21 protein-coding genes and 1 tRNA gene are annotated in these 22,893 nt (G+C 58.6%); 9 read left to right on the forward strand and 13 right to left on the reverse strand.

All coding sequences use genetic code 11. From position 1 onward, the window contains the following. Positions 1–24: 24 nt before the first annotated feature. The 10 genes from IM317_RS06805 to mltB form a co-directional block, all read right to left on the reverse strand. Positions 25–117, reverse strand: a tRNA-Ser gene (locus IM317_RS06805). A 342-nt stretch (positions 118–459) separates the two neighbouring features. Then, positions 460–645: a carbon storage regulator CsrA gene (gene csrA / locus IM317_RS06810; RefSeq protein ID WP_000906486.1), complete on the reverse strand. Its 186-nt coding sequence runs from the start codon at positions 643–645 to the stop codon at positions 460–462. 241 nt (positions 646–886) lie between these two features. After that, on the reverse strand, positions 887–3,514 hold the full coding sequence (alaS, locus tag IM317_RS06815) for an alanine--tRNA ligase (RefSeq protein WP_033146365.1): 2,628 nt from the start codon (positions 3,512–3,514) through the stop codon (positions 887–889). A gap of 131 nt (positions 3,515–3,645) precedes the next feature. Further along, positions 3,646–4,146 (reverse strand): recombination regulator RecX, encoded by a 501-nt coding sequence (recX, locus tag IM317_RS06820; RefSeq protein WP_033146366.1) that lies wholly within the window; start codon positions 4,144–4,146, stop codon positions 3,646–3,648. Between the two features lie 68 nt (positions 4,147–4,214). After that, positions 4,215–5,273: a recombinase RecA gene (gene recA, locus IM317_RS06825; protein WP_023308943.1), complete on the reverse strand. Its 1,059-nt coding sequence runs from the start codon at positions 5,271–5,273 to the stop codon at positions 4,215–4,217. 89 nt (positions 5,274–5,362) lie between these two features. Continuing rightward, positions 5,363–5,860 carry a nicotinamide-nucleotide amidase gene (gene pncC / locus IM317_RS06830; RefSeq protein WP_023308944.1) on the reverse strand — a complete coding sequence of 166 codons (498 nt, stop codon included), beginning with the start codon at positions 5,858–5,860 and terminating at the stop codon, positions 5,363–5,365. Positions 5,861–5,989: 129 nt separating this feature from the next. After that, positions 5,990–6,868, reverse strand: coding sequence for a metal ABC transporter substrate-binding protein (locus tag IM317_RS06835; RefSeq protein WP_033146367.1), 879 nt, complete (start codon positions 6,866–6,868; stop codon positions 5,990–5,992). 14 nt (positions 6,869–6,882) lie between these two features. Continuing rightward, the gene (locus IM317_RS06840) at positions 6,883–7,743 is read right to left on the reverse strand and encodes a metal ABC transporter permease (protein ID WP_033146368.1); all 861 of its coding nucleotides are present in this window, start codon (positions 7,741–7,743) and stop codon (positions 6,883–6,885) included. Beyond that, positions 7,740–8,393 (reverse strand): metal ABC transporter ATP-binding protein, encoded by a 654-nt coding sequence (locus tag IM317_RS06845; RefSeq protein WP_033146369.1) that lies wholly within the window; start codon positions 8,391–8,393, stop codon positions 7,740–7,742. The genes IM317_RS06840 and IM317_RS06845 overlap by 4 nt, the downstream gene beginning before the upstream one ends. Before the next feature lie 269 nt (positions 8,394–8,662). After that, complete coding sequence (gene mltB / locus IM317_RS06850) at positions 8,663–9,763, reverse strand: lytic murein transglycosylase B (protein WP_172421398.1); 1,101 nt, start codon at positions 9,761–9,763, stop codon at positions 8,663–8,665. 252 nt (positions 9,764–10,015) lie between these two features. Between mltB and srlA the strand changes: the two genes are divergently transcribed. The 7 genes from srlA to gutQ all read left to right on the forward strand — a co-directional run bounded on the left by srlA (position 10,016) and on the right by gutQ (position 14,926). Then, positions 10,016–10,579, forward strand: a complete 564-nt coding sequence (gene srlA, locus IM317_RS06855; RefSeq protein ID WP_023333189.1) for a PTS glucitol/sorbitol transporter subunit IIC — start codon at positions 10,016–10,018, stop codon at positions 10,577–10,579. Then, positions 10,576–11,535 carry a PTS glucitol/sorbitol transporter subunit IIB gene (locus tag IM317_RS06860; protein ID WP_023308950.1) on the forward strand — a complete coding sequence of 320 codons (960 nt, stop codon included), beginning with the start codon at positions 10,576–10,578 and terminating at the stop codon, positions 11,533–11,535. The genes srlA and IM317_RS06860 overlap by 4 nt, the downstream gene beginning before the upstream one ends. Positions 11,536–11,547: 12 nt before the next feature. After that, positions 11,548–11,910 (forward strand): PTS glucitol/sorbitol transporter subunit IIA, encoded by a 363-nt coding sequence (srlB, locus tag IM317_RS06865; RefSeq protein ID WP_023308951.1) that lies wholly within the window; start codon positions 11,548–11,550, stop codon positions 11,908–11,910. A 14-nt stretch (positions 11,911–11,924) separates the two neighbouring features. Continuing rightward, a complete protein-coding gene (gene srlD, locus IM317_RS06870; RefSeq protein ID WP_033146371.1) occupies positions 11,925–12,704 on the forward strand; it encodes a sorbitol-6-phosphate dehydrogenase in 780 nt (259 codons plus the stop codon). 67 nt (positions 12,705–12,771) lie between these two features. After that, entirely contained in the window at positions 12,772–13,131 is a 360-nt protein-coding gene (gene gutM / locus IM317_RS06875; RefSeq protein WP_023308952.1) for a transcriptional regulator GutM, read from the forward strand. Positions 13,132–13,194: 63 nt separating this feature from the next. Beyond that, positions 13,195–13,968, forward strand: coding sequence for a DNA-binding transcriptional repressor (locus IM317_RS06880; protein WP_032640855.1), 774 nt, complete (start codon positions 13,195–13,197; stop codon positions 13,966–13,968). Then, positions 13,961–14,926 carry an arabinose-5-phosphate isomerase GutQ gene (gene gutQ / locus IM317_RS06885; protein WP_033146372.1) on the forward strand — a complete coding sequence of 322 codons (966 nt, stop codon included), beginning with the start codon at positions 13,961–13,963 and terminating at the stop codon, positions 14,924–14,926. Before IM317_RS06880 ends, gutQ begins: the two co-directional genes overlap by 8 nt. Here gutQ and norR read toward each other — a convergent pair. After that, positions 14,923–16,437, reverse strand: coding sequence for a nitric oxide reductase transcriptional regulator NorR (gene norR, locus IM317_RS06890; RefSeq protein WP_033146373.1), 1,515 nt, complete (start codon positions 16,435–16,437; stop codon positions 14,923–14,925). The two genes, gutQ and norR, sit on opposite strands and share 4 nt — an antisense overlap. A 186-nt stretch (positions 16,438–16,623) precedes the next feature. Here norR and norV point away from each other — a divergent pair, with 186 nt between their 5' ends. Further along, entirely contained in the window at positions 16,624–18,069 is a 1,446-nt protein-coding gene (norV, locus tag IM317_RS06895) for an anaerobic nitric oxide reductase flavorubredoxin (protein ID WP_033146374.1), read from the forward strand. Then, on the forward strand, positions 18,066–19,199 hold the full coding sequence (gene norW, locus IM317_RS06900; protein WP_033146375.1) for an NADH:flavorubredoxin reductase NorW: 1,134 nt from the start codon (positions 18,066–18,068) through the stop codon (positions 19,197–19,199). The genes norV and norW overlap by 4 nt, the downstream gene beginning before the upstream one ends. Before the next feature lie 450 nt (positions 19,200–19,649). Here the strand turns inward: norW and IM317_RS06905 are convergent, their stop codons facing one another. Together IM317_RS06905 and hypF are read right to left on the reverse strand one after the other, a co-directional pair. After that, positions 19,650–20,672, reverse strand: coding sequence for a HoxN/HupN/NixA family nickel/cobalt transporter (locus IM317_RS06905; RefSeq protein WP_033146376.1), 1,023 nt, complete (start codon positions 20,670–20,672; stop codon positions 19,650–19,652). A gap of 1 nt (position 20,673) precedes the next feature. Continuing rightward, positions 20,674–22,890 (reverse strand): carbamoyltransferase HypF, encoded by a 2,217-nt coding sequence (gene hypF / locus IM317_RS06910; RefSeq protein ID WP_033146377.1) that lies wholly within the window; start codon positions 22,888–22,890, stop codon positions 20,674–20,676. Between the last annotated feature and the right edge of the window lie 3 nt (positions 22,891–22,893).

Below are 22,893 nucleotides of genomic sequence, written 5' to 3' on the forward strand. Positions count from 1 at the left end.
TCCAGCTGAGCTACGGATGCAAAATGGCGGTGAGGCGGGGATTCGAACCCCGGATGCAGCTTTTGACCGCATACTCCCTTAGCAGGGGAGCGCCTTCAGCCTCTCGGCCACCTCACCACACAACGCCTCTTTCGAGTGCTTCGAGTTACTCGTTAAGAGCTTCTCGTCGCTGCGTGGCGCATATATTACTTTCTGGGACTTATAAGTCAAACAATTTTCCAAAAGCTTTTATCGTTTGCACAAATCACACGCAATTCGCATGTAAAAGCCGCAAAGAGGGTGTTTTATAAGCGGATTTTGCAGGCATCTTCACAGAAAACCTTTGCAGAAATAGCGGCGTAAGGGCGAGTTTAGGGTAACGGAGTGGTTAAAAAGAGAGCGTTTGAAATTAAACGGTAACGTTGAGCAGGAAAAATGACAGGAGGGTTGCGTCTCGCCCGACAGCGAGACGCGACAATATCAGTAACTGGACTGCTGGGATTTTTCAGCCTGGATACGCTGGTAGATCTCTTCACGGTGGACAGATACTTCTTTAGGAGCGTTAACACCAATACGTACCTGGTTACCCTTTACCCCTAAAACTGTCACGGTGACCTCATCCCCAATCATGAGGGTCTCACCAACTCGACGAGTCAGAATCAGCATTCTTTGCTCCTTGAAAGATTAAAAGAGTCGGGTCTCTTGTATCCCGGCATTATCCATCATATAACGCCAAAAAGTAAGCGATGACAAACACGTAAAGTGTAAGCAGTCACGGCATCACATTCTGTTAAACGTAAGTTTAGCCGATATACACAAACTCAACCTGACTTTATCGTTATCGATAGCACAGTGAACAAGACGCCATAACGTTACCGCTATGGCGTCTGCTTGTGCTTTGTAGTTATTACAGTTTCGCGCTTACCCAGCTTTCAACGCTGGCCAAAGCTTGCGGAAGTGCCGCTGCATCCGTACCACCGGCTTGCGCCATGTCCGGACGACCGCCACCCTTGCCGCCCACCTGCTGAGCGACCATACCAATCAGTTCCCCTGCTTTTACGCGGTCGGTCACATCCTTAGAGACGCCCGCAATCAGAGAAACCTTACCTTCTGCCACTGTCGCCAGCACGATAACGGTAGAACCAAGCTGGTTCTTGAGATCGTCGACCATAGTACGCAGCATCTTAGGCTCAACGCCCGCCAGATCGCTGACCAGCAGTTTGACGCCCTTAATGTCTACAGCCTTGCTGGAGAGGTTTGCACTCTCCTGCGCCGCAGCCTGCTCTTTCAGCTGCTGCAGCTCTTTTTCCAGCTGACGCGTGCGATCCAGCGCAACGCGCACTTTCTCGCCCAGGTTCTGGCTATCGCCTTTCAGCAGCTGCGCGATGTCGTGCAGCTGATCGCTCTGCGCATGCAGGCTGGCAATCGCACCTTCACCGGTCACCGCTTCAATACGACGCACGCCTGCCGCCGTACCCGACTCGGAAACAATGCGGAACAGGCCGATGTCACCGGTGCGCGATGCGTGCGTACCGCCGCACAGCTCGGTAGAGAAGTCGCCCATGCTCAGCACGCGAACGCGGTCGTCATATTTCTCACCAAACAGCGCCATCGCACCTTTTTTCTTGGCGTCCTCGAGCTCCATGATGTGGGTCTCGATTGGCAGGTTACGACGGATCTGCGCGTTCACCAGATCTTCCACCGCGCGGATTTCAGACGGTTTCATCGCTTCAAAGTGCGAGAAGTCGAAACGCAGCATTTTGTCGTTAACCAGAGAACCTTTCTGTGCAACGTGGGTACCGAGTACGTCGCGCAGGGCAGCGTGCATCAGGTGGGTTGCAGAGTGGTTCAGACGAATGCGCGCGCGGCGTGCTTCATCCACGTTAGCCTGTACGCCCTCGCCCACTTTCAGAGAACCGGAAACCAGTTTGCCCTGGTGACCAATCGCCTGACCGTATTTCTGGGTGTCGCTGACGCTAAAGCTAAAGCCGTTGCCTTTCAGTTCGCCCTTATCGCCAACCTGACCGCCGGATTCCGCGTAGAACGGCGTTTTGTCCAGAATGACAACCGCATCCTGACCCGCGCTGATGCTGTCCACGGCTTTACCGTCAACAAACAGGGCGGTCACTTTGCCGGTCAGTTCCAGCGCGTCATAACCTTTGAATTCCGATGCGCTATCAACGCGGATCATCGCGTTGTAGTCTGCACCGAAACCGCTGGACTCACGCGCACGACGACGCTGCTCTTCCATCGCGGCTTCGAAGCCCGCTTCGTCAACTTTGATGTTGCGCTCGCGGCAAACGTCCGCCGTCAGGTCAACCGGGAAGCCGTAGGTGTCGTACAGGCGGAAAGCGGTTTCGCCATCCAGCGTGTCGCCCTTAAGTTTCGCCAGCTCTTCGTCCAGCAGCGCCAGGCCGCGCTCAAGCGTACGCGCAAACTGCTCTTCTTCGGTTTTCAGAACCTGCTCTACCTGCGCCTGCTGGCGTTTCAGCTCATCACCGGCAGCACCCATCACGCCAATCAGTGGCCCAACGAGTTTATAGAAGAAGGTGTCCTTCGCGCCCAGCATGTTGCCGTGACGGATGGCACGACGAATGATACGACGCAGCACGTAGCCACGGTTTTCATTCGACGGGATAACGCCGTCGGCAATCAGGAACGCACAGGAACGAATGTGGTCCGCGATAACGCGCAGCGATTTGTTGTTCAGATCGGTCGCGCCGGTAACGTTCGCAACGGCTTTGATCAGGGTGCTGAACAGATCAATTTCGTAGTTGGAGTTAACGTGCTGCAGAACCGCGGCAATACGCTCCAGACCCATACCGGTATCGACGGAAGGCTTCGGCAGCGGCTCCATCGTACCGTCGGCCTGACGGTTGAACTGCATGAACACGATGTTCCAGATCTCAATGTAGCGATCGCCGTCTTCTTCCGGGCTGCCCGGAGGCCCACCCCAGATGTGGTCGCCGTGATCGTAGAAGATCTCGGTGCACGGACCGCAAGGACCGGTATCACCCATCTGCCAGAAGTTGTCAGACGCGTATGGCGCGCCTTTGTTATCACCGATGCGAATAATACGCTCGCGCGGGATCCCGACTTCTTTTTCCCAGATTTCGTAGGCTTCGTCATCGGTTTCATAGACGGTAACCCACAGACGCTCTTTCGGCAGGTTGAACCAGTTTTCACCGGTCAGCAGTTCCCACGCATATTGAATGGCATCGTGTTTGAAGTAGTCGCCGAAGCTGAAGTTACCCAGCATTTCGAAGAAGGTATGGTGACGCGCGGTGTAACCGACGTTTTCCAGGTCGTTGTGTTTACCGCCCGCACGCACGCAACGCTGTGAGGTTGTGGCGCGGGAATAATTACGCTTGTCGAGACCAAGGAACACATCCTTGAACTGGTTCATCCCGGCGTTGGTAAACAGCAGAGTCGGATCGTTGTTCGGTACCAGGGAGCTGCTGGCAACAACCTGGTGTCCCTTACTATGGAAAAAATCGAGAAACGCCTGACGGATCTCAGCGGTGCTCTTGCTCATAATTATCCTGAAATCAAGCTAACGAAATGTCGTAGCCAGCCTGTATCGGTAAACCGTTGGACAGACCAGCTACTGGAAAAAGTGGGAATAAGATAAGTTTTCTTTAGTGGGAAGTAAAATCCCGCATGCGTTCAATCGGCAAAATTACGCCAGATATCCTGAATATCTTCCATCAGAAAGCCGCGGTAGAGCAAAAAGCGCTGGATTTTAACTTTTTCTGAAAACTCACGCGGCAGCGGTTCGCCGTATTTACGAATCGCCTGTTCTCTGGCCAGCTCGCACCAGTCAGTATCGCATTCGCGCATCGCTTTTTCGATGGACTCCCTGGCCACCCCTTTCTGGTTCAGCTCCTGCCGGATGCGCGCGGGCCCATATCCTTTACGGCCGCGGCTGGCGAGAAACCGTGAGGCAAAACGCTCGTCATCAAGATAACGATGCTCATAGCACCAGGCAATCACGCGGTCATAATCTTCCGCGGTGGCATCAATCTCTTCCGGCCCGTTTTTACTCATCACCGGAGCCGACAGTTTTCGCCGCAGCTCCTGTTCACTGTGGTCACGAACGGCCAGGATGCGCACCGCGCGGTCCAGTAAGCGTGCATACGCGGGTCGACGTGTTGTCGGTTCACTCATAAAAAACCTGCTGATTCAGAAATGCAAAAAGGGCCGCATCAGCAGCCCTTCATTTTTAAACGAAACAATTAAAAGTCTTCGTTAGTTTCTTCAGCATCCGCGGCATCGACCACGAAATCAGGTTTGGAGTCCTGGTTGTTCAGCAGAAGCTCACGCACCTTCTTCTCAATCTCTTTCGCCGCAGCCGGGTTCTCTTTCAGCCAGGAGATCGCGTTCGCTTTACCCTGACCAATCTTGTCACCGTTGTAGCTGTACCAGGCGCCCGCTTTTTCAATCAGCTTCTCTTTCACGCCCAGGTCAACCAGCTCGCCGAGGAAGTTGATCCCTTCGCCGTAGAGGATCTGGAACTCAGCCTGTTTGAACGGCGCGGCGATTTTGTTCTTCACAACCTTCACGCGGGTTTCGCTACCGACCACGTTCTCGCCCTCTTTCACCGCGCCGATACGGCGGATATCCAGACGGACAGAGGCGTAGAATTTCAGTGCGTTACCACCGGTAGTGGTTTCCGGGTTACCGAACATCACACCAATTTTCATACGGATCTGGTTGATGAAGATCAGCAGCGTGTTGGACTGCTTCAGGTTACCCGCCAGCTTACGCATCGCCTGGCTCATCATACGTGCCGCGAGGCCCATATGCGAGTCACCGATTTCACCTTCGATTTCGGCTTTTGGCGTCAGTGCGGCAACGGAGTCGACCACGATAACGTCAACGGCACCAGAACGCGCCAGCGCGTCACAAATTTCCAGCGCCTGCTCACCGGTGTCCGGCTGAGAACACAGCAGGTTGTCGATATCCACACCCAGCTTGCGGGCATAAACAGGGTCCAGCGCGTGCTCGGCATCGATAAACGCACAGGTTTTACCTTCGCGCTGTGCCGCGGCGATCACCTGCAGCGTCAGGGTAGTTTTACCGGAGGACTCTGGCCCGTAGATTTCTACGATACGGCCCATAGGCAGACCGCCAGCGCCCAGCGCGATATCCAGAGAAAGCGAACCGGTGGAGATGGTTTCCACATCCATGGAACGGTCTTCACCCAGGCGCATGATGGAGCCTTTACCGAATTGCTTTTCGATCTGGCCCAGTGCTGCCGCCAACGCTTTCTGTTTGTTTTCGTCGATAGCCATTATTACTCCTGTCATGCCGGGAGAAGCGACTGTGCTTCACCGTGGATTTCTGTTCTGTTGGTGCAATTATACTGTATGGTCATACAGTATCAAGTGTTTTGTAGAAATTGTTGCCAGAGCGTTTTTAACGCATAAACGGTTGCCTGACGACGCACGCTTTCGCGATCGCCGCTGAAGCACTCCCGGCGGGTGATCCCTTCCCCTTTGGAGGTGGCGAACCCAAACCAGACGGTGCCGACAGGCTTCACGTCGCTGCCGCCGTCCGGGCCCGCAATGCCGCTAATGGAAATCGCGTAGTCTGCCCGCGCCTCTTTGAGCGCGCCAATGGCCATCTCGATCACCACCGGTTCGCTGACCGCGCCATGCTGTTCAAGCGTGGATTCACGCACGCCAATCATCTGAGCTTTAGCTTCGTTACTGTAGGTCACAAAACCGCGTTCAAACCAGGCGGAACTGCCGGCAATATCGGTAATCGCTTTCGCCACCCAGCCGCCGGTGCAGGATTCGGCGGTGGTGATTGTCGCGCCACGCTGCTTCAGCGCAAGGCCAACGATCTCGCTAAGCTGCATCAATTCATGGTCAGTCATTCTCGCTCCAGGCATCAGAAAAACGTGCTGCACAAGATAGCACTTTCTCGTCAGATGTGGGGATGGACTTCAGGTTTTACGAGGGGGCTTCAGAAAAAAGCCGGTACGGACGCACCGGCGGTGGAAAGGTTATTTCATGCTGTCAGCGAGAGTGTTCACATTGTGGCGAAACGCCTTAACGTAGGTGTCTGCCACCCCACCTTTTGCCGACAGCGCTTCGGGGTAAAGCTCACCCCCGGGCTGTGCGCCCGTCGCCGACGCAATCTGTTTCACCAGACGCGGATCGAGCTGATTCTCCATAAACCAGGTTTTCACGCCGTCGGCTTTAATCTGATTGATAATCTCGGCGACCTGCGCCGCGCTGGCTTCGCTCTCAGACGACAGCCCCTGCGGCGCCATAAACGTCACGCCGTAAGCGCGGCTGAAATAGCCGAACGCGTCATGGCTGGTCAGCACTTTACGCTTCGCCGGCGGGATCTGGCTAAAGCGCGTTTTGGCCCAGTTATCCAGTTGCGTCAGCTCCGCGATATACGGCTTACCGGTAGCCTCGAGCGCCGCTTTATCTTGCGGATCGGCTTTCACCAGCCCGTTCAGAATATTTTGCGCATAGAGCGCCCCGTTCGCCGCGCTGTTCCACGCGTGCGGATCGGTCACAGTCTTTCCATCTTCCTCAAGCGTGTGGGTTTTCACCCCAGTTGAGGCGACAACCAGTTGCCCTTTGAACCCGGAGGCTTTCACCAGACGATCAAGCCAGCCTTCCAGCCCCAGGCCGTTCACCACCACCACATCAGCCTTGCTCAGGGCCGCGCTGTCTTTCGGCGACGGTTCGAAGGTATGCGGATCGCCGTCCGGCCCGACCAGCGTCGTCACGTTCACATGGTCGCCGCCCACCTCCTGCGTGATATCCCCCAGAATCGAAAAGCTGGTCACCACATTCAGCGTTTTCGCCATCACGCCGTGCGACATCATCCCCAGCGCGAGCGCCACTACAAATCCTGTACGTTTCATCGTTTCCCCTTGCGTTAAAAAAGCGCGCGCAGGCTGCCAGCGAGCCTGCTTCGCGTACCCAATAAAATGGAAATAAAGAACAGCGCGCTGGCGGTGAGCACGATGGACGGCCCGGCCGGTAGGCTCATCGCCCAGGAGAGGCTCAGCCCCAGCCATGCGCAGAAGCTACCGCTGATACCCGCCATCAGGAGTAAGGCAGGTAACGTGCGCACCCAGCAGCGTGCCGCCACGGCCGGAAGCATCATCAGCCCGACGGCCATCAGCGTGCCGAGCACCTGAAAACCGGCCACCAGGTTAAGCACCAGCAGCGCCAGAAACAGTCCGTGCAGCAGGCCTGGCAGCCAGCGGGCGTTCACCTGCAGCCAGGCGGTATCAAACGCTTCTGTCACCAGCCCGCGATAAAAGAGCGCCAGCGTGATAAGGGTGAACATACACACGCCCGTGACGAACAGCGCGGCGTCGTTGTCCACGGCGAGGATGGAGCCAAACAGCAGATGCAGCAGATCGACATTCGACCCGCGCAGCGATACCAGCGTAACCCCCAGCGCCAGCGAGCCAAGATAAAACCCGGCAAAGCTGGCATCTTCTTTCAGCGGCGTGCGTCGACTGACCAGACCGGCCAGCAGCGCCACGGTAATTCCCGCGATAAAACCGCCAATACTCATCGCCAGCAGCGACATACCGCTGAGCAAATACCCCACGGCGACACCCGGCAAAATGGCGTGAGAAAGGGCGTCGCCCATCAGGCTCATCCGACGCAGCTGAAGAAACACGCCGAGCGCGGTGGTGCTGACCGAGAGCGCCAGGCAAACCACCAGCGCGCGACGCATAAAGCCGTACTCAATAAACGGCTGAAAAAAGAGATGCCAGATCATGCCACCCTCACCCGCTCGGTTTTCCACTGGGGAACGTCCGCATCCAGCCGCAGCGTCTGCGGGAAATGGCGCGACACGCGCTCGCTGTCGTGCAGTACCGCGAGCAGCGTTTGCCCCTGCATATACATCTCCAGCATCAGATCCATCAGCACGCTGCAGGTAGCTTCATCGACTCCGGTAAAGGGTTCATCCAGCATCACCAGCGGCGCCTGCTGCACCAGGACGCGGGCAAACAGCATGCGCTGAAACTGACCGCCGGAGAGTTCATCGATGGTGGATAACGCCATGGACTCAAGCCCGACGCGCTCAAGCGCGCCGGCAATGCGCAACCGCGTTTCGCGACGAAACCCGGAAAAAAGCGACATGCCCGGCCAGCAGCCCATGCTTACCACGTCCTGTACGGTCAGCGGAAACTGCGCCTCCAGCGCGTGACGCTGTGCCAGCCAGCCGATTACCGGGCGCTTCCCCTGCCAACGGAAGCCGCCGATGACGGGAGGAATAAATCCCGCCAGCGTTTTCAGCAGCGTGGATTTCCCGCAGCCGTTAGCGCCGATAATGGCGGTCATGCTGCCGCGCTCAATCGTGCCCGAGAGGGGCCGCGTAACGGGCTGACGTTCATATCCCGCGACCAGTTCATTCATCACAATCATGGCAATGCCACCGCCCAGCGCACGGCCAGCCCGATAAAGGCAACAAGCACCAGCGCCAGCAAAAGCCGAGCCAGAGCAGACAGAGAAAAAAGTGACGTTGACATTCTGACACCACATTAAATGTTATAACATAACAATAATGAAAGACGGTGAAGATGTAAATGGCGGGTTTGAAAAGGGAGTGTGCCGAAATGTTTCTGCAGGAAATAGGTGCGCGCGGGTGCCCTCACCCCAGCCCTCTCCCACAGGGAGAGGGGGAATAAGATGACTTACTGACTAAACGGTGACGCCGCCGGCACGCGGGCCTGCGATACCGCCAGCCCCAGCTGCCATACGGCCATCGCATAGTGGGTACTGTGGTTATAGCGGGTGATGGCGTAGAAGTTCGGCATGCCGTACCAGTACTGATAGCCCGTCCCGACATCCAGACGCAACAGACTTACCTGATCGACATTGCCCAACGGCTGAGTCGGTGTTAAGCCCGCCGCCGTCAGCTGCGCAACGCTGTATTTGGTTTTGAAGCCGTTTTCCAGCCCAGGCGCCTGACCGTTCGCCTGCACCGCCACCTGGCCGCCCGGCACCCAGCCGTGCGCTTTGAAGTAGTTCGCCACGCTGCCGATGGCATCCACCGGATCCCACAGATTGATATGACCATCCCCGTTAAAGTCGACGGCATATTGTTTATAGGAGGACGGCATAAACTGGCCGTAGCCCATCGCGCCGGCAAACGACCCTTTCAGATCGAGCGGATCGTCCTGCTCGCTGCGCGCCATCAGCAGGAAGGTTTCCAGCTCGGAAGAGAAATACTCCGCGCGGCGCGGATAGTTAAAGGAGAGCGTCGCCAGCGCGTCCAGAATGCGGGTTTTACCCATCACGCGGCCCCAGCGGGTTTCCACGCCGATAATCCCGACGATGATTTCCGGCGGTACGCCGTACACCTGCCACGCGCGGTTGAGCGCGTCTTCATACTGATTCCAGAACACCACGCCGTTTTGCACGTTGTCCGGGGTAATAAACTGTTTGCGGTAGCGCAGCCACGCGCCGTTCGGCCCGCTCGGCACCTGGGCGGTTGGAGCCTGCCTGTCCATCAGGCGCAGCACGTAGTCCAGTCGCTTGGCCTGAGACAAAATTTCGTGCAGCTGCTGTCTGTCAAAGCCGTGCTTGCTCACCATTTTATCGATGAACTGCTCGGCCGCCGGGTTATTCGCGAAGTCGCCGCCCATCTGCATCATATTGTGCTGCGGCTCCAGCAGGAATCCTCCGGAAGGCGCGCCCGCCGTTTGCTGAACGGCTTCGGTCTTAGGTTTGCCACTACAGGCAGACAGCAGAATAAGCGCAGGCAACAGCGCTGCATAACGACGCTTGAACATGAGACATCCATTTAACGGGTTCGATAAGAACCCAGTATGGTAAAGCATCCGCAACACCTCAAGGAAGCGGTACACGCCTCCCCCACGCAAATCCGCCCTTTTTTCCACCGAAAATCATTGACCCCATCAATAAACTTTCAAAATAATCCATTTTTCTTTCATTGTGAGATCTAACTAACACTTTAAAACCTTTCAAAGTGATTATTATTAGCCCCGCAACACAAAAACAAAAAAGCCTCACAGGAGAGAAGAATGATAGAAACCATCACCCACGGCGCCGAGTGGTTCATCGGGCTGTTTCAGAAGGGCGGAGAAGTGTTCACCGGCATGGTGACCGGGATCCTGCCCCTGCTGATCAGCCTGCTGGTGATCATGAACGCGCTGATTAACTTTATCGGCCAGCAGCGCATCGAACGCTTCGCCCAGCGCTGTGCCGGTAATCCGCTGTCCCGCTACCTGGTACTGCCGTTCATCGGCACCTTCGTGTTCTGCAACCCGATGACCTTAAGCCTCGGCCGCTTCATGCCGGAAAAGTACAAGCCGAGCTACTACGCCGCCGCCTCCTACAGCTGCCATTCCATGAACGGCCTGTTCCCGCACATTAACCCCGGCGAGCTGTTTGTCTATCTCGGGATCGCCAGCGGTCTCACCACCCTTGGCCTGCCGCTCGGCCCGCTGGCGGTGAGCTACCTGCTGGTTGGCCTGGTCACCAACTTCTTCCGCGGTTGGGTGACCGACCTCACCACCGCCATTTTTGAGAAAAAAATGGGCATCCAGCTTGAACAGAAAGTCCATCTTTCAGGAGCCACAGCATGAACCGGATCCGCATTGAGAAAGGCACGGGCGGCTGGGGCGGCCCGCTGGAGTTCGACGCCACCGAAGGCAAAAAGATCGTCTACATCACCGCAGGCACGCGCCCGGCGATCGTCGACAGGCTGCGCGAGCTGACCGGCTGGGAAGCGGTCGACGGCTTCAAGGAGGGCGAGCCGCCGGAAGCGGAAATCGGCGTGGCGGTGATCGACTGCGGCGGCACGCTGCGCTGCGGTATCTATCCGAAGCGCCGCATTCCGACGGTGAATATTCACTCCACCGGAAAATCCGGCCCGCTGGCGCAGTACATCCTTGAGGACATTTATGTCTCAGGCGTGAAGGAGGACAACATCACTCTGGTGAATGGCACTGCCGCGCCGCAAAAAGCGGCCCCGCGCGAGTACGACACCAGCAAGAAAATCACCGAGCAGAGCGACGGCCTGCTGGCGAAGGTCGGGATGGGCATGGGGTCCGCCGTGGCGGTGCTGTTCCAGTCCGGGCGCGACACCATCGACACGGTGCTGAAAACCATCCTGCCGTTTATGGCATTCGTCTCGGCGCTGATCGGCATCATCATGGCGTCCGGCCTGGGCGACTGGATTGCCCACGGCCTCGCCCCGCTCGCGAGCCACCCGCTCGGGCTGGTGACGCTGGCGCTGATCTGCTCCTTCCCGCTGCTGTCGCCGTTCCTTGGCCCGGGCGCGGTGATCGCTCAGGTGATCGGTGTGCTGATTGGCGTGCAGATTGGTCTGGGGAACATTCCCCCGCACCTCGCCCTGCCCGCCCTGTTCGCCATTAACGCCCAGGCGGCGTGCGATTTCATCCCCGTAGGGCTGTCGCTGGCGGAAGCACGCCAGGACACCGTGCGCGTGGGCGTGCCGTCCGTGCTGGTGAGCCGCTTCCTGACGGGCGCGCCGACGGTGCTGATTGCCTGGTTTGTCTCCGGCTTTATTTATCAATAAGAGGTTCCTGCGATGACCGTGATTTACCAGACCACCATTACCCGCATCGGCCAGAGCGCGGCTGACGCGCTGAGCGACCAGATGCTGATCACCTTCCGCGAAGGCGCCCCGGCGGATATCGAAGAGTTTTGCTTTATCCACTGTCACGGCGAGCTGAAGGGCGAGCTGAAGGCCGGGAGCCAGCTGGAGCTGGGCGAGGCGCGCTATGCCGTGACCGCCGTCGGCGACGTGGCCGAGCAAAACCTGCGCGAGCTGGGCCACATCACCCTGCGTTTCGACGGCCAGCCGCAGGCCGAATATCCCGGCACGGTTCACGTGGCGGGCCCGGTTCCGCAGGCTGTCACCCCAGGCTGCACGTTAAAATTTGTTGCGTAATTAAGGAGAAACACATGAGTCAGGTTGCCGTTGTCATTGGTGGAGGACAAACCTTAGGCGAGTTCCTCTGCCGTGGGCTTGCCGCAGAGGGCTACCGCGTGGCGGTAGTGGACATTCAGAGTGAAAAAGCCGCCCGCGTGGCGGACACCATTAACACCGAGTTTGGTGAAGGGATGGCGTACGGGTTTGGCGCCGACGCCACCAGCGAACAGAGCGTGATGGCGCTGGCCCGCGGCGTGGACGAGATTTTTGGGCGTACCGACCTGCTGGTCTACAGCGCGGGGATTGCGAAAGCGGCCTTTATCAGCGATTTCGAGCTGGGGGATTTTGACCGCTCGCTGCAGGTGAATCTGGTGGGCTATTTCCTCTGCGCCCGCGAGTTTTCCCGTCTGATGATCCGTGACGGCGTTCAGGGGCGCATCATTCAGATCAACTCCAAATCAGGGAAAGTGGGCAGCAAGCATAACTCCGGCTACAGCGCGGCGAAGTTTGGCGGCGTGGGGCTGACGCAGTCTCTGGCGCTGGATCTGGCCGAGTACGGCATTACCGTGCACTCGCTGATGCTGGGCAATCTGCTGAAATCGCCGATGTTCCAGTCCCTGCTGCCGCAGTACGCCACCAAGCTCGGCATCAAGGCTGAGGAAGTGGAGCAGTACTACATCGATAAAGTGCCGCTGAAGCGCGGGTGCGATTATCAGGACGTGCTGAACATGCTGCTGTTTTACGCCAGCCCGAAAGCCTCGTACTGCACCGGGCAGTCGATTAACGTCACCGGTGGGCAGGTGATGTTCTGATCGAGCGGCCTGATGCCCTCACCCTAACCCTCTCCCACCGGGAGAGGGAACAAAACAAGGAGCCGATATGGTCACCGCACTCATCACCGTCGCCGCCCTCGCCTGGATTTGCCAGATGGCGTTTGGCGGCTGGCAGATCCACCAGTTTAACCGCGCGTTTGACGCGCTGTGTCAGAAAGGTCGCGTCGGGGTCGGGCGTTCCGGCGGACGCTTCAAACCGCGCGTGGTCGTCGCCGTTGCGCTGGATGAAAACAATCACGTCTGCGATTCCCTCATCATGCGCGGCATGACCGTCTTCGCCCGTCCGGCGAAAATCCAGGCAATCAACGGCATTTCGCTGCAGGAATTACGGCCTGATGTGATCTTTCCCCATGATCCACTCTGTCAGAATGCACTATCATTAGCGCTTAATCTGAAACATGGATAATTTCGTTGTGAAAGCTATAGACTTGCGAAATTATCATTTCGCAACCTAAGGAACGAAGCGCCTATGAAACCTCGTCAGCGGCAGGCGGCCATTCTCGAACATCTGCAAAAGCAGGGAAAATGTTCGGTAGAGGATCTGGCCCACTACTTTGACACCACCGGCACGACAATACGCAAGGACCTGGTATTGCTCGAAAACTCTGGTGCCGTCATTCGAACCTACGGCGGCGTGGTGCTCAATAAGGACGAAGCGGACCCGCCTATCGATCACAAAACGCTGATCAATACCCACCAGAAAGCGCTGATTGCCGAAGCCGCCGTCAAATTTATCCACGATGGCGATTCCATCATTCTGGATGCAGGCAGCACCGTCCTGCAGATGATCCCGCTGCTCAGCCGCTTTAACAACATCACGGTGATGACCAACAGCCTGCACATCGTCAACGCCCTGTCGGAGTTCGACAGCGAGCAGACCATCCTGATGCCCGGCGGCACCTTCCGCAAAAAATCGGCGTCGTTTCACGGTCAGCTGGCGGAGAATGCCTTCGACCACTTCAGCTTTGATAAACTGTTTATGGGCACCGACGGCATCGACCTGAACGCAGGCGTTACAACGTTCAACGAGGTGTTCAGCGTCAGTAAAGCGATGTGCAACGCCGCGCGGGAAGTGATTTTGATGGCCGACTCGTCGAAGTTTGGCCGCAAAAGCCCCAACATTGTCTGTAGCCTTGAAAGCGTTGATAAGCTGATTACCGACGCGGGTATCGACCCGGCGTTCAAGAAAGCGCTGGAAGAGAAAGGAATCGACGTGATCGTAACCGGAGAGAGAGATGAGTGATTTTCTGTTAGAAACGGGCCGCCAGACGCTGATGCTGGAACTGCAGGAAGCCAGCCGCCTGCCCGAACGTCTGGGCGAGGATTTCGTCCGCGCGGCCAACACCATTATCCACTGCGAAGGCAAAGTGATCGTGGCGGGCATCGGTAAATCCGGCCATATCGGCAAAAAGATTGCCGCAACGCTCGCCAGCACCGGTACCCCGGCGTTCTTCGTGCATCCGGCAGAGGCGCTGCACGGCGATCTGGGGATGATTGAAAGCCGCGACGTGATGCTGTTTATCTCCTACTCCGGTTCGGCCAAAGAGCTGGATCTGATTATTCCGCGCCTGCAGGAAAAATCGGTCGCCCTGCTGGCGATGACCGGAAAATCCCGCTCGCCGCTGGCGCTGGCCGCCAAGGCGACGCTGGATATTTCCGTTGAGCGTGAAGCCTGTCCGATGCACCTCGCCCCGACCTCCAGCACCGTTAACACCCTGATGATGGGCGACGCGCTGGCAATGGCGGTGATGCAGGCGCGCGGCTTTAACGAAGAAGATTTCGCCCGTTCGCATCCGGCGGGCGCGCTCGGCGCACGCCTGCTCAACAAGGTTCACCACCTGATGCGCACCGACGATGCCATTCCGCAGGTCAAACTCGATACCAGCGTCATGGACGCGATGCTGGAGCTCAGCCGCACCGGCCTTGGGCTGGTTGCGGTGTGCGATGACGGCGGGAGCGTTAAGGGCGTGTTCACCGACGGCGACCTGCGCCGCTGGCTGGTGGGCGGCGGCAGGCTGGAAACCAAAGTGTCGGACGCCATGACCAAAGGCGGGCTGACGCTGAACGCCGAGAGCCGCGCCATTGAAGCCAAAGAGGTGCTGATGAAGCGCAAAATCACCGCCGCACCGGTGGTGGATGACGCCGGCAGGCTGTGCGGCGCCATCAACCTGCAGGATTTCTATCAGGCCGGGATTATCTAACCCTTCAGTCCCAGACGCTTCGCCAGCCTGTGCAGGTTGGCGACGTCCATCTCCAGCGCCCGGGCGCACGCCGCCCAGCTGCGGTTATTCTGCTCCAGCGCGCGGGTGATCATCTGACGCTGAAACGCCTCTGTAGCTTCACGCAGATTTTCATTCGCTATCTCGGGTACTGCCTGGGCGACAGCCGGTGCGGTTTCATCCTGCAGCGCAAAATGCCGCGCGTGGAGCACCACTTCATCACCCGAACGCGTCGCCCGCGCCAGCACCACCGCGCGGTGGATCGCATGCTCCAGCTCGCGCACGTTGCCCGGCCAGCCGTAGCTCAGCAGATGCGCCCTCGCTCCCGGGCTCAGCACCACGCGGGAAAGCCCCATCCTGAGACGGCACTGCTCGCAGAAAAATCCCGCCAGCAGCACCATGTCGTCACCGCGCTCGCGCAGCGGCGGCACGGTAAGCGGGAACACGCTCAGGCGATGGAACAGGTCGGCGCGGAACTGCCCGGCCAGCACCGCTTCACGCAGGTCACGGTTGGTGGCCGCCAGCACGCGAACGTCCACTCTGTGGCTGCGGTCATCCCCCACGCGCTGGATGTCGCCGTACTGCAGCACGCGCAGCAGCTTGGCCTGCAGCGACAGGGAGAGCTCGCCGATTTCGTCCAGAAACAGCGTGCCGTTATCGGCCATTTCGAACTTGCCGCTGCGGTTGCTGATGGCCCCGGTAAACGCCCCTTTTACGTGACCAAACAGCTCGCTTTCCGCCACGCTTTCCGGCAGCGCGGCGCAGTTGAGGTACACCAGCGGGTTCACCGCGCGCGGCGACGCTTCGTGAATGGACTTCGCCACCAGCTCCTTGCCGGTGCCGGTTTCCCCGAAGATCAGCACGTTCAAATCTGAGGCGGCGACAATCTCAATCTCTTTTTTGAGCTGCGCCATGCCCGGAGAGAGGCCGATCATCTCCGTGTGCGTCACCTGCTCAAACGCCGCCGGGCTGCCGGGAAGAATGTTCTGGCTCTCCAGCTGTTCAATCAGCAGGGCATTGTTCAGCGCCCCGGCGGCCAGGGCGGCAATCAGACGCAGCTCTTCGTCGCTAAAGGTGTCAAACTGGTCCGGCGACAGGCCGTCGAGGGTCAGTGCGCCGATCAGGTTTTGTCCGGCAAACAGCGGCAGGCCGATACAGGCGTGCACCTTCAGGCTCTCCTGTCCGGGAATAAGTCCGTCGTACGGGTCGGGCAGATCGCTGTCCGCCGGAAAGCGCACCACGTCACCCGCGCGGGCGATAGTTTCCAGACGCGGATGGCCCTCAAGGGTAAAACGCCGTCCGAGCACGTCCTTCGCCAGCCCGTCGATAGCCAGCGGAATAAACTGCCGCCCCTCGTAGCGCAGCAGCGCCGAGGCGTCGCACGCCAGCACGTGGCGCAGCGTGGAGATCAGCCGCTGAAAGCGGTCCTGATGGCCGATACCGGTCTGCAGTTCAATGGCGATCTTCGCCAGCACGTCTACGGAAAAGCTCATAGTGGCCTCGCTGTCATTTTGACAATTCATATTGTCATATTGACACTGATTTTGATAGTCATAATGACTACCCACTACGGATCATAAAAATATTAATTAAGTTAAATCAATAAATTAAAAACTGGCACGCAACTTGATATAGGCAAACCATCTTATTTGAAAATGCTGTATTACGTAGAGGTTGCTATGTCTATTCTTGTTAAAAATAACATTCATTGGGTGGGTCAACGTGACTGGGAAGTGCGCGATTTCCACGGGACGGAATACAAAACGCTGCGCGGAAGCAGCTACAACAGCTATCTCATCCGCGAAGGAAAAAACGTGCTGATCGATACCGTCGATCACAAGTTCAGCCGCGAGTTCGTGCAGAACCTGCGCAGTGAAATCGACCTGGACGACATCGACTACATCATTATCAACCACGCGGAAGAGGACCATGCCGGCGCGCTGACCGAGCTGATGTCCTACATTCCGAACACGCCGATCTACTGCACCACCAACGCCATCGACTCGATCAACGGCCACCACCACCATCCGGAGTGGAATTTCCACACCGTGAAAACCGGCGACGCGCTGGATATCGGCAACGGCAAGCAGCTGATCTTCGTGGAAACCCCGATGCTGCACTGGCCGGACAGCATGATGACCTACATGACCGGCGACGCGGTGCTGTTCAGCAACGACGCCTTCGGCCAGCACTACTGCGACGAGCGCCTGTTCAACGACGAAGTGGACCAGACCGAGCTGTTCGAGCAGTGCCAGCGCTACTACGCCAACATCCTGACGCCATTCAGCCGCCTGGTGACGCCGAAAATCACCGAGATCCTCGGCTTTAACCTGCCGGTGGATATGATTGCCACCTCCCACGGCGTGGTGTGGCGTGAAAATCCCACCCAGATTGTGGAGCTCTACCTGAAATGGGCGGCGGACTATCAGGAAGACCGCATCACTATTTTCTACGACACCATGTCCAACAACACCCGCATGATGGCGGACGCCATTGCCCAGGGCATCAACGAAGTGGACCCCAACGTGGCGGTGAAAATCTTCAACGTGGCGCGCAGCGATAAGAACGAGGTATTGACCAACGTCTTCCGCTCTAAGGGCGTGCTGGTGGGTACCTCCACCATGAACAACGTGATGATGCCGAAAATTGCCGGTCTGGTAGAAGAGATGACCGGCCTGCGTTTTCGCAACAAGCGCGCCAGCGCCTTTGGCTCCCACGGCTGGAGCGGCGGCGCGGTAGACCGTCTCTCCACCCGTTTACAGGATGCGGGCTTTGAAATGTCCCTCAGCCTGAAGGCGAAATGGCGCCCGGATATCGACGCCCTGGAGGTCTGCCGCCAGCACGGCCGCGACATTGCCCGCCAGTGGGCGCTCGCACCGCTTCCGCAAGCTGCCGAACCGACCGCACAGCAGGAAACCTGCGCCTGCGCCGCCGCGGCAGCCGCCGATCCCGGACCGCGCATGCAGTGCAGCGTCTGCCAGTGGATTTACGATCCTGAACTGGGCGAGCCGCTGCAGGACGTTGCGCCAGGTACACCCTGGAGTGACGTGCCGGACAACTTCCTCTGCCCGGAATGTTCCCTCGGGAAAGACGTCTTTGACGAACTGGGTACGGAGGCAAAATGAGCAACGGGATCGTCATCATCGGCTCGGGCTTTGCCGCCCGCCAGCTGGTGAAAAATATCCGCAAGCAGGACGCCAGCGTGCCGCTGACGGTGATCGCCGCCGACAGCATGGACGAGTATAACAAGCCCGATCTGAGCCACGTCATTAGCCAGAATCAGCGCGCCGAGGACCTCACCCGCCAGACGGCGGGTGAGTTCGCGGAACAGTTTAACCTGCGTCTGTTTCCCTACACCTGGGTCACCGACATCGACGCCGCCGCCCACGTGGTAAAAGCTAAAGAGAAAACCTGGCAGTACGACAGGCTGGTGCTGGCCACGGGTGCCTCTGCGTTTGTGCCGCCGATTGAGGGCCGCGAGCTGACGATCACCCTCAACAGCCAGCAGGAGTATCAGGCCAGCGAAACGGCGCTTCGCGACGCGCAGCGGATAATGATTGTCGGCGGCGGGCTAATAGGCACCGAGCTGGCGATGGATTTCTGCCGGGCGGGTAAATCCGTGACTCTGGTCGACCATGCGGCGAGCATTCTGTCGTCGCTGATGCCGGCAGAAGTAAGCAGTCGCTTACAGCATCGCCTGACCGAAATGGGGGTGCATCTGCTGTTGAAATCGCAGCTGCAAAGTCTGAGCAAAACCGAAGGCGGCATTCGTGCCACGCTCGACCGCAGCCGCAGCGTTGAGGTGGATGTGGTAATCGCTGCAACGGGCCTGCGCCCGGAAACCGCGCTGGCGCATCGCGCAGGCGCCGAAATACAGCGTGGCGTGAAGGTAAATAGCTACCTGCAAACCACGCAACCTGATATTTACGCGTTAGGTGACTGCGCTGAAATTAACGGTCAGGTGCTGCCATTTTTACAGCCAATTCAATTAAGCGCGATGTATCTGGCGAAAAATCTGCTCGGCGGCAGCGCGCCGCTGAAATTACCCGCCATGCTGATTAAAGTCAAAACGCCGGAATTACCGCTGCATCTTGCCGGTGAAACGCAGCGTCAGGATCTGAACTGGCAAATTACCCTCGAACCGCAGGGAATGGTCGCGCGCGGCGCGGATAACGAGGGTCAGATTCGCGCTTTTGTGGTTAGTGAAGACCGGATGAAGGAGGCTTTCGCTCTGCTAAAACTGTTACCTGCTTAACCCTCGCTTTGCCGGGCGGCGCTTCGTTTACCCGGCCAACAGCAAGTCTACGCTGTCTTAATCTTTGGATTTTATTATTCACCGCCCCGATATTCCGGGGCTTTTTTTTACGTATTCTATTCATCAAATAAATGCAAAGTAGATATATCATCGCTATCAATCCCTTATTTATTATTTTCGTAAATACTTTAATCTGAAACAGATTAAAAACATCATCCAGCTTTATTATTGGCAGCCGACTCAGTCTGAAAAGACATCATCAGCAGGAGGCGAATCATGGCGAATTTTTATAAATAACTCAATTATCTTTCTCGTTATTTCACACAAGCGAAGAATGCGGAATATATTTTATTCCGCAAAAGACCTATATTTTCAGCATCTTTTTATCGGTATGCCGCTATGCGCCAGCCATTGAGGAAGTCGCGGAGGTTGCGCAGTGCAGGAGCCGGTTCAGGAACGTACCACCAGCGCGTCGTAGCCGCGCCAGCGGTAGTTGACCATGGAGATCAGCCAGCAGGCGACAAACAGCCCAACCACCACAAACCCGGCGTTGCCCAGATTGTCGTTTACCGTGCCAATCAGATCCCACACGCCGCCGCTGAGGGCAAATTTGTCCATCAGCAGACCCAGCGCTTCCAGCCCGCCGATAAACAGCGCCACCACCACGGAGGTGCCGGTGATGGTCATGTTGTAGTAGAGCTTGCGCTGCGGCTTGTTGAACGCCCAGCCGTAGGCGCCGACCATCAGCAGGTTATCGAGGGTATCCACCAGCGCCATGCCGCTGGCGAAGAGCGCCGGGAAGACCATGATTGACCACACCGACATCCCGCTTGACGCGCTGGCGGCAGAGATCCCCAGCACGCCAATCTCGGTGGCCGTGTCAAAGCCGAGGCCAAACAGGAAACCGACCAGGTACATCTGCCAGCTTTTATTCACCAGGCGGAAGGTTTTGCCAAACAGCCAGTTCATGACGCCGCCCTGGGCAGGAAGCGTGATGTCGCCCTGCACTGGCCTGCCCTGTTTCAGCGCCTGAAAACTGCGCCAGACGCCGCGCAGGATCACCATGTTCACCAGCGCCATCGCCAGCAGGAAGGTAGCGGAAACCGCGGTGCCGATCAGGCTGCCGGTTTCGTGGAACCATTCCATGTTTTTCTGAAACGCCGTCGCGGTCGCGGCGATAGCAATGGAGGCCAGCACCACGATGGTGGAGTGCCCCAGCGAGAACCACGCCCCCACGCCGGACGGACGTTTGCCCTGCTGCATCATCTTACGCGTCACGGTATCAATCGCCGCGATGTGGTCAGCGTCCACCGCGTGACGCAGCCCGTAGCACCACGCCAGCAGGCTGGCGGCCATCAGCGCCGTGCTGCCGCTAAAAGCGTGCCATGCCCATCCCCAGGCCAGCAGGTTTGCCATTACCAGAGCCAGCAGCAGAAGCGCGGCGCGAGGTTCATTGTGTAAGAGTCGTAACATTTTAAGTCCTTTGTGAACATGACCGGGCAGCGGCGATCGCCGCCTGCCCGAAGGAGATCGCTCCGTCACCTGCGGGCAGGCGCGAAGGAAAAAGAAGCGTAAAGTCAGAAAGATAATGACGCAGGCGCGCGCGCAGCAGACGGTTGTGCAGCACGCCGCCGCTGAGACAGATTGTCGACAGCGACAGGCGTCGGGCATGGCGCGCGGCGAGTTCCGCCAGCCCTTTTGCCAGCGCGTCGTGAAACGCCCACGCGCGCTGGCAGGATTCCGCCTGCCAGCTCAGCCACTGCTGCCAGAACTGCGCGAGGTTATCCACGTCCAGCGTCACCGGATGGTCGACGCCCGCGCACTGCAAGGCCAGCGCTTCCAGCCGGCAGGCCGCTTCACCTTCCCAGGATTGGGTTTCAATACCCAGCGCGCAGGCGACCGCATCAAACAGGCGACCACAGGACGAGGCCTGCGGCGCGTTGATGCCGCGCCGGATCGCCGTTGCCAGCAGCGGCCAGTTTTCACGCTGAACCGCGCGCGTTTCCGGGTACTGCTGCCAGTCAGGGACAAACGCCAGGCAGTGGGCGAGTAAATTGCGCCACGGCTGCCGCGCCGCCAGATCGCCCCCCGGCAGCGCAACGGCAGGCAGCCCGTCCAGACGCTCGCACGCGAGATAGTTCACCCGCAGGCACTCCCCGCCCCAGAGCGCGCCGTCCTCGCCCATGCCGATCCCGTCCAGCGTCAGGGCAATCGCGTCTCCGCCGTCGAGCGGCCAGCCGTTCTCCGCCAGGCACGCCGCCGCATGGGCGTGATGGTGCAGTACGGTTTCGACCGGCAGCCCCTGCGCCTGCGCCCATCGTTGTGTGTGATAGCCCGGATGGGCGTCACACACCACGCGCTTCGGCTGAAAGGCGTAGATGTCCTGCATCAGCGATAGCGCGCCGCGCCACTGCGCTTCGACGCCCTCGTCACCGAGATCGCCAAAATGCTGGCTCAGCACCGCCTGGCTGCCACGCACCAGGCAGAAGGTGTTTTTCATCTCAGCGCCAGTGCATAGCATGGCGGGGATATTCTCAAAACCCGCAGGCAGCGTAACGGCATCGGGCACAAAACCGCGCGCGCGGCGAAGCATCGCGCCGTCGCGATCCATCACCGAATCATCCATCCGCTGCAGGATATCGCGGTTGTGCAGCAGGAAGCCGTCCGCGATGTCGCCGAGCTCATCCAGCGCCTGCTGGTTGGTCATGGCAGGCGGTCTGCCGCTGAGGTTGGCGGAAGTCATCACCAGCGGGCGCTGGCAGTCCATCATCAGCAGGTGTTGCAGCGGATTAGCGGGAAGCATGATGCCAATACAATCGAGCCCGGGTGCAATCCCTTCGGGAAATCCGGGAAGCGAGGCTTTTGGGGTCAGCACAATCGGCGCTGCGGAGGAGCGTAACAGCGTCTGGATCGCCTCCGGCACGCCGTCCGCATTCGGGATCATTACCGCCAGCGGCTTAGACGGTCGCTGTTTGCGTGCCCGAAGCGTCGCGACCGCCTGCGGATTACGCGCATCGCAGACGAGATGAAAACCGCCCAGCCCTTTGACCGCGACTATGCCGCCGCTTTTCAGCATCGCCACCGCCGCGCTCAGCGCAGCCTCACGGGAAACGGTGATGTCGCCCGCACGCCATTCCAGCGCTGGCCCGCAGTCCGGGCAGGCTACCGGCTGAGCGTGAAAACGTCTGTCAGCCGGGTTACGGTATTCCGTCTCACACGGCAGGCAGAGGGGAAATGCGGCCATTGACGTGGCCGGACGGTCATAGGGCATCGCGCGGATAATGGTAAACCGCGGCCCGCAGTGCGTGCAGTTGATGAACGGATAGCGATAGCGGCGCTCGGCAGGGTCGCGCATTTCAGCCAGGCACGCCGGACAGGTCGCGGCGTCGGGGACAATCTGCGTGTCCATCGCCCCGCCCGCGCTCTGGCGGATGGTAAAGTCCTCCGGCACCTGCGCCCAGGTAAACGGCTGCGTTTCAACGTGGTCAATGCGTGCCAGCGGTGGGCAGTCCTGATGCAGCCTCGCGGTAAAGGCCCCCCCATTACCCGCGAGGCGCACCAGCACGCCCTCTCCATCATTGCAGACGTCACCGGTCAACTGAAGCGCCTGCGCCAGCTGCCAGACGAAGGGGCGAAACCCCACGCCCTGCACCTTGCCGCGCACGCGCAGCTGTACGCCGTTGCTGCACATACG

The sequence above is a fragment of the Enterobacter cloacae complex sp. S3 genome (assembly GCF_014930495.1).
GTDB classification, from domain to species: domain Bacteria; phylum Pseudomonadota; class Gammaproteobacteria; order Enterobacterales; family Enterobacteriaceae; genus Enterobacter; species Enterobacter asburiae_B.